Annotated in this window: 11 protein-coding genes; 7 read left to right on the forward strand and 4 right to left on the reverse strand. The window is 74.0% G+C overall.

Annotated elements, in window-relative coordinates; genetic code table 11:
• Positions 1-81 precede the first annotated feature (81 nt).
• The 3 genes from CWIS_RS05600 to CWIS_RS05610 all read left to right on the forward strand — a co-directional run bounded on the left by CWIS_RS05600 (position 82) and on the right by CWIS_RS05610 (position 4709).
• Entirely contained in the window at positions 82-837 is a 756-nt protein-coding gene (locus CWIS_RS05600) for an SDR family oxidoreductase (protein ID WP_048342264.1), read from the forward strand.
• A gap of 159 nt (positions 838-996) precedes the next feature.
• Positions 997-2919 (forward strand): ABC transporter ATP-binding protein, encoded by a 1923-nt coding sequence (locus tag CWIS_RS05605; RefSeq protein WP_048342265.1) that lies wholly within the window; start codon positions 997-999, stop codon positions 2917-2919.
• Complete coding sequence (locus CWIS_RS05610) at positions 2916-4709, forward strand: ABC transporter ATP-binding protein (protein ID WP_048342266.1); 1794 nt, start codon at positions 2916-2918, stop codon at positions 4707-4709. Before CWIS_RS05605 ends, CWIS_RS05610 begins: the two co-directional genes overlap by 4 nt.
• 23 nt (positions 4710-4732) lie before the next feature.
• Here the strand turns inward: CWIS_RS05610 and CWIS_RS05615 are convergent, their stop codons facing one another.
• Positions 4733-5485, reverse strand: coding sequence for a MerR family transcriptional regulator (locus CWIS_RS05615; RefSeq protein WP_048342267.1), 753 nt, complete (start codon positions 5483-5485; stop codon positions 4733-4735).
• Positions 5486-5637: 152 nt separating this feature from the next.
• On the opposite strand from CWIS_RS05615, the gene CWIS_RS05620 reads away from it, so the two are divergent.
• Positions 5638-6150, forward strand: a complete 513-nt coding sequence (locus CWIS_RS05620; protein ID WP_048342268.1) for a phosphoribosyltransferase — start codon at positions 5638-5640, stop codon at positions 6148-6150.
• On the opposite strand, the gene CWIS_RS05625 is transcribed toward CWIS_RS05620, so the two are convergent.
• Complete coding sequence (locus tag CWIS_RS05625; protein ID WP_048342269.1) at positions 6134-6793, reverse strand: HAD hydrolase-like protein; 660 nt, start codon at positions 6791-6793, stop codon at positions 6134-6136. The genes CWIS_RS05620 and CWIS_RS05625 overlap by 17 nt on opposite strands.
• 181 nt (positions 6794-6974) lie before the next feature.
• On the opposite strand from CWIS_RS05625, the gene CWIS_RS05630 reads away from it, so the two are divergent.
• Positions 6975-7976 (forward strand): phosphotransferase, encoded by a 1002-nt coding sequence (locus tag CWIS_RS05630; protein ID WP_048342270.1) that lies wholly within the window; start codon positions 6975-6977, stop codon positions 7974-7976.
• A 26-nt stretch (positions 7977-8002) separates the two neighbouring features.
• Here CWIS_RS05630 and CWIS_RS05635 read toward each other — a convergent pair whose 3' ends face one another.
• Positions 8003-8683 (reverse strand): HAD hydrolase-like protein, encoded by a 681-nt coding sequence (locus CWIS_RS05635; protein ID WP_048342271.1) that lies wholly within the window; start codon positions 8681-8683, stop codon positions 8003-8005.
• Between the two features lie 321 nt (positions 8684-9004).
• Here CWIS_RS05635 and ileS point away from each other — a divergent pair, with 321 nt between their 5' ends.
• Complete coding sequence (gene ileS / locus CWIS_RS05640; protein ID WP_048342272.1) at positions 9005-12304, forward strand: isoleucine--tRNA ligase; 3300 nt, start codon at positions 9005-9007, stop codon at positions 12302-12304.
• A gap of 60 nt (positions 12305-12364) precedes the next feature.
• On the opposite strand, the gene CWIS_RS05645 is transcribed toward ileS, so the two are convergent.
• A complete protein-coding gene (locus CWIS_RS05645) occupies positions 12365-13483 on the reverse strand; it encodes a right-handed parallel beta-helix repeat-containing protein (RefSeq protein ID WP_048342273.1) in 1119 nt (372 codons plus the stop codon).
• A gap of 151 nt (positions 13484-13634) precedes the next feature.
• On the opposite strand from CWIS_RS05645, the gene CWIS_RS05650 reads away from it, so the two are divergent.
• Entirely contained in the window at positions 13635-15029 is a 1395-nt protein-coding gene (locus CWIS_RS05650; protein WP_048342274.1) for a folylpolyglutamate synthase/dihydrofolate synthase family protein, read from the forward strand.
• Positions 15030-15078 lie beyond the last annotated feature (49 nt).

The following is a 15078-nucleotide window of genomic DNA, read 5'->3' on the forward strand; positions in this document are numbered from 1 at the left end:
TCGTAGCGTGGCCCCCGGGCGGGCGCGAGCCGTGGGTCGCGCGCCGCCTCGCATCCGCGTCGAGACCTCAGGAGCCACGTCATGACCAGCACTCGCCGCCGCACCGTCGTCACGGGCGCGTCGTCCGGCATCGGCGCAGCGACCGTCCGGCGGTTGCGCGCCGACGGGTGGGACGTCGTCGCGGCGGCCCGGCGCGGCGACCGGCTCGAGGAGCTCGCTGCCGAGACGGGTGCCGAGCCGTTCGTCGTCGACATCACGTCCGACGAGGACGTGGCGGCGCTCGTCGCGCACGTGCGGGCCACGGGCGGGCTGGACGCCGTGGTGAACAACGCGGGCGGCGCGCTCGGGCAGGACAAGGTCGAGGACGCGGACCTCGAGCAGTGGCGCGCGATGTTCGAGGTCAACGTGCTCGGCACGCTGCGGGTCACGAAGGGTCTGCTGCCGCTGCTGCGTGAGCGCGGCGAGGGCGACGTGCTCGTCGTGACGTCCACCGCCGCGCACGGCGCCTACCCCGGCGGCGCGGGCTACACGGGCGCCAAGCACGCCGAGCGCCAGCTCGCGACGACGCTGCGCTGGGAGGTCGTCGGCGAGCCGATCCGGGTCATCGAGATCGCGCCCGGCGCGGTGGCGACCGAGGAGTTCTCGCTCGTGCGGTTCGCGGGCGACGCCGAGCGCGCCGCGAAGGTCTACGAGGGCTACCAGCCGCTCGTCGCCGAGGACGTCGCCGACGCGATCGCGTGGACGCTGAGCCGCCCGGCGCACGTCAACGTGGACCTGCTCGTCGTGCGGCCGCGTGCGCAGGCGAACAACACGACGATCGCGCGCACCGGCGTCTGACCGCACGGCGACGAGCCACGGGCGGGTGGACACCCCTGGTCAGGTCCAGCGGCCGTCCTGACCGGGGAGGTGCGTGTCCGGGGCCGGTCGTAGGGTGACCCGGTGCCGTCAGAACCTCGCACGAGTCCTCGTGCGCAACCAGCTGCGGACCCACTCCCCATGACCCCCGGCGCTCCGGCCGCCCCGGAGCGCTCGGCGTCCACGACGAGCGTGCTGCTCCGGCTGCTGCAGTGGGGACGGCCCGCGCTGCCGCGCATCGTGCTCGGCGGGCTCACCGCCCTCGGCGCGAGCCTGCTCGCGCTCGCGGTGCCGCAGGTGCTGCGCGCGGTGGTCAACGGGCCGCTGCTCACCGACGGCTCGCGGGTGGCGGTCGTCGAGGCCGCGGGGCTCGTCCTGCTGCTCGGCGTGATCGAGGCGTTCCTGGTGTGGTGCCGTCGCGCGCTGATCCTCACGCCGGGCACGGGCGTCGAGCTGGCGATGCGCCGCGACCTGTTCGGGCGGCTGCTCGACCTGCCCGTCGAGTTCCACGACCGGTGGTCGGGCGGGCAGCTGCTGTCGCGCTCGATGGGTGACCTGTCGGTCATCCGGCGCTGGATGGTGTTCGGCGTCGTGATGCTGTGCGTGAGCGCGACGACCGTCGTCGTAGGGGTCGGCCTGATGATCGCGACCGCGCCGCTGCTCGGCGTGGTGTACGTGCTGGGTGCGGTCCCGATGATCTGGCTCGGGTTCCGGTTCCGGCAGGACTACAAGGCGGTCGCGCGCCGCGCTCGCGACCAGGCGGGGGACCTCGCCACGGTGGTCGAGGAGTCCGTGCACGGCATCCGGGTGCTCAAGGCCTTCGGTCGCGGCGAGGACGCGCTCGAGGACTTCGTGCGGCAGGCGGACGCGCTGCGCACGACCGAGGTCGCCAAGGCCCGCACGCAGTCACGCGTGACCTTCGCGCTCGGGGCGATCCCGGAGGCGATCCTCGCGCTGTCCCTCGCGATCGGCGTCCCGCTCGCGGCGGCCGGGCGGCTGTCGGTCGGTGCGCTCGTCGCGTTCTTCGCGACCGCGGCGATCGTCAACGCGCCGGTCGAGCGGCTCGGCCAGCTCCTCGCGATGACGCTCGACGCCAGGGCCGCGACCGAGCGGTTCGTGCAGGTGATCGACACGGTGCCGACCGTGCGGGACCCGGAGGTCCCACGGGCACTGCCGCCGCGCCCCGAGCACGGGTCGCGCGTCGAGCTGCTCGACGTGCGGTTCGCCCACCCCGCCCGAGGGCGTGCGGTGCGGCCCCCCGAGATCCTCACCGGCGTCGACCTGGTGCTCGAGCCCGGGACGACGACCGCGCTCGTCGGCCTCACGGGCAGCGGCAAGACGACCCTGCTGCAGCTCGTGCCGCGCCTGTACGACGTCACCGCCGGCGCGGTGCGGCTCGACGGCGTGGACGTGCGGGACCTGACGCGTGCCGAGCTGCGCGCGGCGGTCTCGGTGGCGTTCGAGGAGCCGATCCTGTTCTCCGCGTCGGTGCGCGAGAACGTCCTTATGGGTGTCCCGGACGACCTGCCGGCCGCCGAGGCGCAGGCGCTGCTGGACCGCTCGCTCGACGTCGCGCGCGCCGGGTTCGCGCGCGAGCTGCCCGACGGCCTCGACACCGTGATCGGCGAGGAGGGGCTGAGCCTGTCCGGCGGCCAGCGCCAACGCGTCGCGCTGGCTCGGGCGATCGCCGTGCGCCCGCGCGTGCTGCTGCTCGACGACCCGCTCTCGGCGCTCGACGTCACGACCGAGGCCGCCGTCACCGCACGGCTGCGTGAGGAGCTCACGGGCACCACGACGCTCGTGGTCGCGCACCGGCCCTCGACCGTCGCGCTGGCCGACCGCGTCGCGGTGCTCGAGGACGGGCGGATCACGGCCGTCGGCACCCACACCGACCTGCTCGCCACGCACGCGCACTACCGGTACGTGCTCACGGCGCTCGAGGCGCAGGACGACGAGCTCGCCGCGGTCGACCGCGAACGGCGCGAGCAGGCGCTCGCGGGCCGCGAGGACGAGGAGCGCGTGGTCGACGAGGTCGCCGACGAGAGCGCGGAGGTGGCCCGGTGAGCGCGGCGGCGGACGAGGTCCTCGAGGATCCCCGGGCGGTCCGGCGTCGGTCGCTGAGGCTGCTCGGCTCGCTGCTGCGGCCGGTCGCACGACCGGCGTGGTGGACCGTCGCGATCGTCGTGCTCGCCCAGCTCGCGGCCGTCGCGGGTCCGGCACTCGTCGCGTTCGGCATCGACTCGGCGCTGCCGGCGCTCGCGGACGAGGGGGACGCGCGGCCGCTCGTCCTGGCGGCCGGGACGTACCTGGTCCTGGCGGTGGGAGGGGGGCTGCTGTCCGCCGCGGTGGTGCGTGCCTCGGCGCGCGTGAGCCAGGCGGTGCTGCTCGACCTGCGCGGACGGCTGTTCCGGCACACCCAGCGCCTGAGCCTGGAGTTCCACGAGCGCTACACCTCGGGGCGGATCATCTCGCGCCAGACGTCGGACACGGACGCGCTGCGCGAGCTGCTCGACGGCGGGGTCACGACCCTCGCCTCGAGCGGCCTCGCGATGGTGTTCACCGCGACGTCGCTGGCCCTCCTGGACTGGCGCAGCGGGCTCGTCCTGCTCGTCGCGGTGGTCCCCGGCGTGGTGCTCACCCGGTGGTTCCAGCTGCGCTCGCAGCGCCAGTACCGGCTCAACCGCACCGCTGCCGCGCGCGTGATCGTGCGGTTCGTCGAGACGATGACGGGCATCCGCGCGGTGCAGGCGTTCCGCCGCGAGGGCCGGGCCGATGCGGTGTACGGGGAGGAGTCCGAGACGTACCGGCGCACGACGGCCGAGGCGATCCGCGTCAACGGCGTCTTCGACACCGGGCTCACGCTGATCGGGAACGTCACGGTCGCGGCGGTGCTGCTCGTCGGCGGGCTGCGCGTCCTGGACGGTGGCCTGGACGTCGGTGTCCTCGTGGCCGCGGTGCTGTACGCGCGGCGGTTCTTCCAGCCGCTCGCCCAGATCGGCATGTTCTACAACTCGTTCCAGTCCGCGACGGCGGCGCTCGAGAAGCTGTCCGCGCTGCTCGCCGAGGAACCGACCGTCCCGGACCCGCCGACGCCGGTCGCGCTGCGCGACGTGCGTGGCGACGTGCGGTTCGCGCGCGTCGAGTTCGGGTACGGCGACGGGCCGAGCGTGCTGCGGGACCTGGACCTGCACGTACCTGCGGGGCAGTCGCTCGCGCTGGTCGGCGAGACCGGCGCGGGCAAGTCGACGGTCGCCAAGCTCCTCGCGCGGTTCTACGACGTGCGCTCGGGCGCGGTGCTGCTCGACGGCCTCGACGTGCGGGACGTGGACCCGGTCGACCTGCGCCGGGCGGTCGTCATGGTGACGCAGGAGTCGTACCTGTTCTCCGGGTCGATCGCCGCGAACATCGCGCTGGGTCGCCCGTCGGCGACGCGTGACGAGATCGAGGCCGCGGCGCGCGCCGTGGGCGTGCACGCACTCGTCTCGGCGATGCCGGACGGCTACGACACCGAGGTCGACAAGCGCGGCGGGCGACTCTCGGCCGGTCAGCGTCAGCTCGTGTCGTTCGCCCGCGCGTTCCTCGCCGACCCGGCGGTCCTGATCCTCGACGAGGCGACGAGCTCGCTCGACGTCCCGGGGGAGGCGCTCGTGCAGCGCGGCCTGCGCACGCTGCTCGCGGGCCGCACGGCCGTGGTCATCGCGCACCGGTTGTCGACCGTCATGGGCTCGGACCGGGTGCTCGTCGTCGACGGCGGGCGCGTCGTCGAGGACGGCGCCCCGGCGGACCTCGCGACGGGGGGAGGCCGGTTCGCCGAGCTGTACGACGACTGGCAGGCCACCCTGCGCACGCCGTAGCACCCGAGACGCGCGGCGGGCGGTCAGCGCGACGCGGCCCAGGCCTGCAGCGCTGCGCGGACGAAAGCGGCGCCCTGCGGCCCGCCGTAGCTCGCGCCGAAGCGCTCGTCGGCCACGTAGAGCTCGGCCAGACCCAGCACGTAGTCGACCGGGGCGCCCGTGCCGTGACCGGGCGTGCCGGGCACGGACGTGAGCCACGCGACGTGGCGAGCGGCGAGCGCGTGCGCCTCGTCGGACGCCGGGTCGGTGCCCGCCGCGGCGGCCGCGGCCCAGTCCGCGGCGAGCTGGGCGGTGCGCGCCTGCCAGCCCGTCTTCTCGTCGTCGGGCATCCCTCGCCACCACGCGTCCGAGGTCGCGTACGCGTCGGCACCCCAGCGCTGCTCGACCTCGTCCTTGTACTGCGTGTGGTCGAACCCGTCGAACATCTCCTCGGCCATCACAGGCCCTCCTTCTTCTCGTGCGGTGATCGTCCGCTCGACCGAGGCGACGAGTCGCTCCAGCCGGCGCTGCTCGTCGCGCAGCCAGGCGAGGTGGCGCCGCAGCGCGACGACCTCGTCCTGCTCGCGGTCCAGGACCCGGCCGATCTCGGCGAGCCCCAGGCCCAGCTCCCGCAGGAGCAGGATGCGTTGCAGCCGGACGAGCGCGGCGTCGTCGTACCAGCGGTAGCCCCCTGCGGTGACACGGCTCGGCGGCAGCAGCCCGACCGCGTCGTAGTGACGCAGCGTGCGGCTCGTGGTGCCCGCGAGGCGCGCGACCTCCTGGATGGACGCCTCCATCGCTCCTCCTTCGTACGGACGCCGTCCGGTCGTCGTGCGGACGTCGTCTCGATGTCGTGCGGTCGTGACCCACGGTAGAAGTTGACGTCGCGTCAACGGCAAGGCGAGGCAGCGAGGTGTGCCCGAGCCGCACGCCGGGGGATGATGCGCGGATGGCGACGACGGAGGCGGGCGAGGGGCAGCAGCTCCCGAGCGACCGCGAGGTCCTGGACTGGGAGACGTTCGGACGCGCGTCGCGCGAGATCGCGCAGGCGGTCGTCGACTCGGGCTTCGCGCCCGACGTCGTGGTGGCCGTCGCGCGCGGTGGTCTGCCACCCGGCGGCGCGATCGCGTACGCGCTGGGCACCAAGGCCGTCGGCACCCTCAACGTCGAGTTCTACACGGGCGTCGACTCGCGCCTGCCCGAACCGGCGGTGCTGCCTCCGCTGCTCGACACGTCCGCGCTGCGCGGGACGCGCGCGCTCGTGGTCGACGACGTCGCGGACACCGGCGAGACGCTCGCGCTCGTGCAGCGGCTGATCGCCGAGCACTGCGACGAGGCACGCACGGCCGTGCTGTACGCCAAGCCGCGCTCGGTGATCGACCCCGACTACGTGTGGCGGCGCACCGACCGGTGGATCACGTTCCCCTGGTCGGCGCTCGACCCCGTCACGCCGTCGGCCTGAGCCCCACGAGCTCGCCCACCGCGACGACGAGAGCGGCGGGGGAGTCCACGACCGCCCGCGCGCCCGCGCCCTCGAGCTCGGCGCGGTCGCCGAAGCCCCACAGCACGCCGACGCAGGGCAGGCCGTTCTCCCGGGCGCCCTCGACGTCGTGCTCGCGGTCGCCCACCATCACGGCACGCACGTCCGGCCCGAGCGACGCCACGGCCCGCGCGATGATCTGGCCCTTGGTCTCGCTCTCGTCGTCGGGTGCGCCGAACACGCCGTCCAGCAGCGGAGCCAGGCCCAGGTGCTCCAGGACCGGGACCGCGAACGTGTGCGGCTTGGCGGTCGCGACGACGAGCCGCGCCCCGGCGGCACGCAGCCCGGCCAGCGCCTGCGGCACGCCGTCGAACACGTGGGCCATGAGGTTCCCGCGCTCGGCGAACGCGCGCTGGTAGCCGGCGACGACCTCGTCGTGCAGCTCGGGCGGGACGCCCACGCGCCGCGCGGAGTCGTGGATCGGCGGGCCGATGAAGGAGCGCAGCACCGCGTCGTCGGGCGGGACCAGTCCGGCGCCGCGGAACCCCGCGCACAGGGAGTCGACCACCCCGTCCCCGGAGTCGATGAGCGTCCCGTCGAGGTCCAGCAGCACGGCAGCAGTCACCCGCAGATCCTGCCACCTGTCCGCAGGTCACCCTGTCCGGCTGTGACCCTGTCCGGCTGTGACCCTGTCCGCAGGACGGCGGCCGATCCGCTCGTCGAGCGGGCCGGCCGTGAGGCTGATGTGTCGCGATGGGCACGTGGTGGCAACGTCGTCGCAACACCCGCTGCCTAGCGTGCGGGACGTGACGACCACCGCCGTCCGCGACCGCGTGCGCGACGACTTCGGCCTCGACGTCGAGAGCCTCGAGCCCGTGACCTCGCACGCCACCACCCGGCTGTGGCGCGCGACCGCGGGCACGTGCCGCTACGCGGTGCGGTGGACGTCGGCGACGACGCCCGCGGCCCAGGTCGCTCTCGCGTTCGCGCGCTCGATCCCGCAGCGCCCGCAGGACGTGCCCGCGGCCCCGGCCACGCTCGCCCCACCGCTGCTCACGCGCGGCGGCGCGACCGCCACGGACCACGACGGCGGGCACCTGTCGGTCGAACCCTGGCTGGACGGACCCACGGGCCGCGACGTCCCGCTCACGCCCGTGCAGTGGACCGCGTTCGGTCGCCTCGTCGCGCGGCTGCACGCGCTCGACCCGACGAGCGTGCCGGGGCTGGCGCGCGAGTCGTTCGACCCGACGGCACCCGTCGCACGGACGCTGCTGGTCGACGTCGAGGTGAGCCGCACGCTCGACGGCGGACCCGACGCGGTCGCGGCCGCGACCGCCGACGCGTGGGTCGCGGCGGGGCCGTGGCTCGCGGCGGTGCGTGCTCGCGCGGCGCGCGTGGGCCTCCGGCTGCGCGAGCACGGCCGCGACCTCCCGCTCGTCGTGACCCACGCCGACGCCCACGTGGGGCACGTGGTCGCGACCGGTCGGCGCGACGTCGCGCTGCTCGACTGGGAGCACGCGTGCGTGGCACCCCCGGAGCACGACCTGATCTTCGTCCTGGGCGGCGTGCTGCCGCACGAGCCGGTCACGGTCGAGCAGGCGGCGGCGTTCTTCACGGGGTACGGACGCGTCGACATCGACGACGACCGGCTCGCCTACGCCCGGTGCGTGCGCGCTCTGCACGACGTCGCTGCGGCGGCCGGCACCGCGCTGGACCCGGCGCGGCCCTCCGCACTGCGGGTCGCGGCGCTCGGCGATCTCACGGCTCACCTGGGCCCCGGCGGGCTGGTCGCCGCCGCGCTCGAGTGACGCACCGCGCTCGGGCGGTGTCGTGCTCAGCAGGCCACGCGCGCGAGCAGGTCGAGCGCGGCGCGGGCCAGGTCCGCGGGGTCGTCGACCAGCGCGTCCGCGTCCGCGAGCTCGCCCGGCTCGGCGTAGCCCCACGTGACGCCGAGGCACGCAAGACCCTGCAGGTGCGCGCCGACGACGTCGTGGCTGCGGTCGCCGACCATGATCGCGGGTCCGTGGCCGGGCACGCTCGCCAGCGCGGAGGCGATCACGAGCGCCTTGCTGCTCGGCACCTCGTCGGGCGGGGCCCCGAACACGCCGTCCACGAGCGCGTCGATGCCCAGGTAGGCGCACACGGGTTCGGCGCGTACCTGCTGCTTGGACGTCGCGACGAGCAGCGTGCACCCGGCGGCGCGCAGGGTACGCAGGGCGTCCAGCACGCGGGGGTAGGCCCGCGTGTCACGCAGGGCGCCGGCGTCGTAGTGGCTGCGGTACGCGGTGACCGCGGCGCCGACGAGGTCGTCGGGCACGCCGTGCGCGCGGAAGCCGTCCCGCAGCGGCGGGCCGACGAACGAGAGCAGCTCGGCCGGCGCGGGCACGGGGAGGCGCAGCGCACGGTACGCCGCCTCGACGCTCGCGGTGATGCCCGGTGCGGACTCGCTGAGCGTCCCGTCGAGGTCGAGGAGCACGAGGGGGGCTGCCGGTCCGGGGGCCGCGTGGGTGGTCACGCGCAGGACTATGCCGTACGAGCGCGGGCGCCCCTGGGCTACCCTGGGCGGACAGGCACCGATCCGGCCATCACCGGGGAGCCTCCGGAAGAACGGGTCGCCACGCTCGCGCGGCGGCCTCACTAGAACCGGACGGGTAGGCCCGTCACAGCCGTCACGAGTGGTCGACGCGCCGTCGCCGCCGGATCCCCGGCGAGGACGACGAGCCGGCAAGTGAGGTGGTACCGCGGTGGCCCGGCCGGTCCGGGCGATCGTCCTCGCAGCCGACGCGACGCACGCACCTGCGCCAACCAGCACGTGCCGACCACAGGAGACACCGCGGTGACCGATCGTCACTACCCGCTGCACCGTCCCGGCACGCCCGTGCCCCCGTCGCCGGACCTGCCCGCGCTCGAGCGCGAGGTCCTGGCCCACTGGGAGGCCGACGGCACGTTCCAGGCGTCGATCGACCAGCGCGACGCGGGCGCCGACGGCGACAACGAGTACGTGTTCTACGACGGCCCGCCGTTCGCCAACGGTCTGCCGCACTACGGCCACCTGCTGACGGGGTACGCCAAGGACGTCGTGCCGCGCTACCAGACCATGAAGGGCCACCGCGTCGAGCGGCGGTTCGGCTGGGACACGCACGGCCTGCCCGCCGAGCTCGAGGCGCAGCGCCTGCTGGGCATCACGGACAAGGCCCAGATCGACGAGATGGGCATCGCGGCGTTCAACGCGGCGTGCCGCGACTCGGTGCTGAAGTACACCCACGAGTGGCGCGAGTACGTCACGCGCCAGGCCCGCTGGGTGGACTTCGACCACGACTACAAGACGCTCGACGTGACGTTCATGGAGTCCGTGATCTGGGGCTTCAAGCAGCTCTACGACAAGGGCCTGGCGTACGAGGGCTACCGCGTCCTGCCGTACTGCTGGGTCGACGAGACGCCCTTGTCGAACCACGAGCTGCGCATGGACGACGACGTCTACGCGAGCCGCCAGGACCCGGCCCTGACCGTGGGCCTGCGGCTCGAGACCGGTGAGCTGGCGCTCATCTGGACGACGACGCCGTGGACGCTGCCGTCCAACCTCGCGGTCGCGGTCGGCCCGGACATCGAGTACGTCACGGTCGAGCCCGCGCCGGACTCGCCGTTCGCGCAGGCACACCCGGGTGAGCGCGTGCTGCTCGCCGCGCCGCGTCTGGGCGCGTACGCGCGCGAGCTGGGCGAGGCGACGGTCGTGGCGACGGTGCGCGGCGCGGAGCTCGCCGGCCGGCGCTACACGCCGCCGTTCGACTACTTCGCCGGCCACGAGAACGCCCACCAGGTGCTGGTCGCGGACTTCGTCACGACCGAGGACGGCTCGGGCATCGTGCACCTCGCGCCCGCGTTCGGTGAGGACGACATGGCGGCGTGCGACGCGGCGGGCATCGCCGCGGTCGTGCCCGTCGACGACAAGGGCCGCTTCACTCCGGTGGTGAGCGACTACGCCGGGGTGCAGGTGTTCGACGGCAACAAGCCGATCATCGCCGACCTCAAGGCGGGCACGGGCCCGCTCGCGCGCGTCGAGGAGTCCCGCCGCTCGGTCGTCGTGCGGCACGAGACGTACGAGCACTCCTACCCGCACTGCTGGCGCTGCCGGAACCCGCTGATCTACAAGGCGGTCTCGTCGTGGTTCGTGCGCGTCACGGACTTCCGGGACCGGATGGTCGAGCTCAACCAGGAGATCACCTGGATCCCCGAGCACATCAAGGACGGCCAGTTCGGCAAGTGGCTGTCCGGCGCGCGCGACTGGTCGATCAGCCGCAACCGCTACTGGGGCACGCCGATCCCCGTGTGGGTCTCGGACGACCCGACGTACCCGCGCGTGGACGCGTACGGCTCGCTCGCCGAGCTCGAGCGCGACTTCGGGCGGGTCCCGACGAACGAGGCGGGTGAGCCCGACCTGCACCGCCCGTTCATCGACGAGCTGACCCGGCCGAACCCCGACGACCCGACGGGCGCGTCGACCATGCGTCGCATCCCCGACGTGCTGGACGTGTGGTTCGACTCGGGCTCGATGCCGTTCGCGCAGGTGCACTACCCGTTCGAGAACGCGGACTGGTTCGAGCACCACTACCCGGGCGACTTCATCGTGGAGTACATCGGGCAGACCCGCGGCTGGTTCTACACGTTGCACGTGCTTGCCACGGCGATCTTCGACCGGCCGTCGTTCCGCAACGTCATGTGCCACGGGATCGTGCTGGGCGACGACGGCCGCAAGGCGTCGAAGTCGCTGCGCAACTTCCCCGACCCCGTCGAGATGTGGGACGTGTACGGCTCCGATGCCGTGCGCTGGTCGCTCATGTCGAGCACGATCCTGCGCGGCGGGAACCTCATCGTCGCCGAGGAGGGCATCCGCGACGGCGTGCGTCAGGTGCTGCTGCCGCTGTGGAGCACGTACTACTTCTTCACGCTGTACGCGGGTGCCGCGCGCGGCGGGGCCGGCCTGACGGCGAGCCGTGTGGACGAGACGACCGCGGCTGCGCTGCAGACCGCGGACCGCGACCTGCTCGCGCGCACGCGCGAGCTCGTCGTGCGCCTCACCGAGCAGCTCGACGCGTACGACGTGCCCGGGGCGTGCGAGTCCGTGCGCCAGCACCTGGACGTCGTGACGAACTGGTACGTGCGCACGCAGCGTCAGCGGTTCTGGGACGAGGACCAGTCGGCGTTCGACACGCTGTTCACCGCGCTCGAGACGCTCACGCGACTCATGGCGCCGCTCGCGCCCCTGGTCACCGAGGAGATCTGGCGCGGCCTCACGGGTGGGCGCAGCGTGCACCTGACCGACTGGCCGACGCCCGCCGAGGTCGTGACCCTGCCCGGGCTCGGGGCTGCCTCGATGGTCGAGGGTGCCGCGGCGACCGGTGCGGAGCTCACCGACGCCGAGCTCGTCGCCGCGATCGACCGCGTGCGCGAGATCGTCTCGGCGACGCTCGGTCTGCGCAAGGCCAACGCGCTGCGCGTGCGCCAGCCGCTGCGTGAGCTGCGCGTCGCGATCCCGTACCCGCAGCTCGCGCAGCCGTTCGCCGAGCTCATCGCGGCCGAGGTCAACGTCAAGAAGGTCCAGATCCTGTCCGTCGACGACGCGGCCGCGTCCGAGTTCGGGGTCTGGACGCGGCTCGACGTCAACGCGCGCGCCGCGGGACCGCGCCTCGGCAAGGCCGTGCAGGGCGTCATCCGCGCCGCGAAGTCCGGCGAGTGGGAGCAGACCGACGAGGGCGTGCTGGTGCGCACCCCCGACGGCGACGTCCTGCTCACGGGCGAGGAGTACACGCTCGTCGCGGCGGTGCGCGACGAGGCGGGCGACGAGGTCGCGGCCGCGGTGCTGCCCGAGCGCGGTTTCGTCGTCCTGGACATCGGCCTGGACGACGAGCTGCGCGCCGAGGGCTACGCGCGCGACGTGGTGCGCGTCGTGCAGGACGCGCGCAAGGCCGCGGGCCTGCACGTCAGCGACCGGATCGTGCTGGAGGTGACCGCGCCCGACGAGCACGTGGCCGACGTGGAGAAGCACCGCACGTTCGTCGCCGACGAGACGCTCGCGGTCGAGCTCACGGTCGTGGCGGGTCCCGCCCTCGAGGCCACCGTCCGCAAGGCCGGCGTCTGACGCTACGGGAACGACGCCGCGGGCGGTCCGGGCCTCACGGTCGGGGCCGCCCGCGGCGCGTCAGGTGATCGTCGAGCCGGACCGGACGAACGCCTTGCCGAGGAAGAAGATGCTGCGCGTGGACCCCGTCCAGAAGCTCGCGCCGGTGTTCCTGGTGACTGTGGACCCCGTGATCGTCAGGGTTCCGGTGCGGTCGTTGCTCACGTAGAACACGCCCGGTCCGCCCTCGGGGGCGGCGTTGCGCTGGAGCGTCGAGCTCTCGACCGTGACGTCCTGCGCGGTCCCGTCGAAGTAGATCGCGCCGCCGTTGCCGCCCTGCCCGGAGCTCGCACCCGACCCGGTGGCGGTGTTCTCGACGAGAGTCGACCCGCGCACGAGCAGCGGCGCCTGCAGCGACGAGATCGCTCCGCCGTTGGCGCACCGGTTGCGTTCGAACGTCGAGCGGACGATCCGCGCGGTCGCCCGCTGGCCCACGACGCGGATGGCGCCGCCGCCCGCGTCGGAGTGCCTGGTCATGCAGCGGTTGTCGCGCAGCTGCGCGTCCTGGACCGTGAGCCGACCGCCGCGCATCGCGATCGCGCCGCCGCCGCCCCCGCCGCCCACCGAGTCGAAGCGCGTGGGCCCCCGGGTCGCGTTGCCGTTCTTCAGCACGATGTTCTTGAACGTCACGTGCGGCGTGGTCTGGGTGTCGCAGTGGGCGTCGAGCCAGCCCAACGACTCCTCGCACGTGTTGGCGTAGAAGATCCCGCGCTTGCCCGCGCCGGACAGGATCACCTTGTCGCCCCCGTCGATCACGACCGCGGCGACGACGCGCGCGCTCGGGTCCTCCCACGGGTGCCGGCAGGTGGTGGTGTTGCACGTGTAGAGCGTGCGGTCGAGCGAGATCGCGACCTTCGTCGGCCCGCACCGGAACCGGATCGTGCCGCCCGAGCGCACGGCCTTGGCCAGCGCGGTCGGGGTGCACGAGCGCGCCGTGCCGTTCCCGACGATCTTCACCGTGGCGGCGGTGACGGGCGCACCGGCGGCGACGGCGCCCGACGAGGCAGCGCCAGACGGAGAGGCAGCGCCAGACGGAGAGGCAGCGCCGGACGGAGCGGCGGCGAGCGCGGCGAGCCCGAGCGCGAGGGCCGCGACGGACGCGAGGCGGGCCGTGCGGCGCGGGCGGGGGCGAGGCGGCATGCGCAGAACGTAGCGGCCCGGCGCCTGGCGGGACACCGTCCGAGGTCAGGCGCGTCCGAGGTCAGGCGCGTCCGAGGTCGGGCGCGCCTGCGTGGCACGGCACAATGGCGCTCATGACCAACCCCGCTGTCCTCGTCGTCGAGGTCGTCCGGTGACCCCCCGCGACCGCGAGCGTCGCGAGGCCGACCGCCGCGCGGCGACGCGTGACGCGGCCGCCCGCGCCGAGGCCGACGAGGTGTACCGCGAGATCCTGCGCCGGACGCCCGAGCACGAGATCGACCCGTCGAACCGCCGCGTGCGCGAGGTGTGCGAGCTGCTCGGCGACCCGCAGCGCGCGTACCGCGTGGTGCACCTGACCGGGACCAACGGCAAGACGTCGACGAGCCGCATGGTCGAGCGCCTGCTGCGCGAGCACGGCCTGCGCACGGGCCGCTTCACGAGCCCGCACCTGACCCGCGTCAACGAGCGCATCGCCATCGACGGCGAGCCCATCGACGACGCGACCTTCGTCGCCACGTACCGCGACGTGCTGCCCTACGTCGAGATGGTCGACGCGCGCTCCGCCGAGCGGGGCGAGCCGCAGCTGTCGTTCTTCGAGGTCTTCGTCGTGATGGCGTTCGCCGCCTTCGCGGACGCACCCGTCGACGTGGCCGTGGTCGAGGTCGGCATGGGCGGTTCGTGGGACGCCACCAACGTCGCCGACGGCGACGTCGCCGTGATCACGCCCGTGGGCATGGACCACGAGCAGTGGCTCGGTGACTCGGTCCTCGACATCGCCGCGGTCAAGGCGGGCATCGTCAAGGACGGCGCGACGCTGGTCCTGGCGGAGCAGTCCGAGGACGTCGAGGCCGTGATCCTGCAGGTCGCCGCGGAGCGCGGTGCTCGGGTCGTGCGCGAGGGCGTCGACATCTCGGTCGTCGACCGGCAGGTCGCGGTCGGTGGTCAGGTCCTCACCCTGCGGGGGCTGGGCGGCGTGTACGCGGACATCTTCATGCCGCTGCACGGCGCCTTCCAGGCGCAGAACGCGCTGCTCGCGCTCGTCGCGGTGGAGGTGCTGCTCACGGGTGGTGCGGCGCTCGACGGCGACGTCGTCGGTGCTGCGTTCGACGACGCGAGCTCGCCCGGCCGGCTCGAGGTCGTGCGCTCGAGCCCGACCGTCCTGGTCGACGGCGCGCACAACCCCGCGGGGGCGACCGCCATGGTCGCCTCGCTCGACGAGGCGTTCGCGTTCGAGCGGCTCGTGGGCGTCGTCGGCGTCATGGCCGACAAGGACCCCGAGGGCATCCTGTCCGTGCTCGAGCCCGAGCTGGCCGAGATCGTCGTGACGCAGGCGGGCACCGCGCGCGCCATGCCCGCGGACGAGCTCGGCCAGATCGCCGTCGAGGTGTTCGGCGAGGACCGCGTGCACGTGGTCGAGCGGCTCGACGCGGCGGTCGCGCTCGCGGTCGAGCGTGCGGAGTCCGAGGTCGAGCGGGGCGCGGGAGTGCTCGTGACCGGGTCGATCCTGCTCGTCGCCGAGGCACGGGTCCTGCTGGGACGCCCCTGACGCTCGTCGTCGGCCGTGTGGCAGGCTCGGAACGCCCCGTGCACAAACG

It is taken from the genome of Cellulomonas sp. A375-1 (assembly GCF_001040865.1).
Taxonomy (GTDB): Bacteria; Actinomycetota; Actinomycetes; order Actinomycetales; family Cellulomonadaceae; genus Cellulomonas; species Cellulomonas gelida.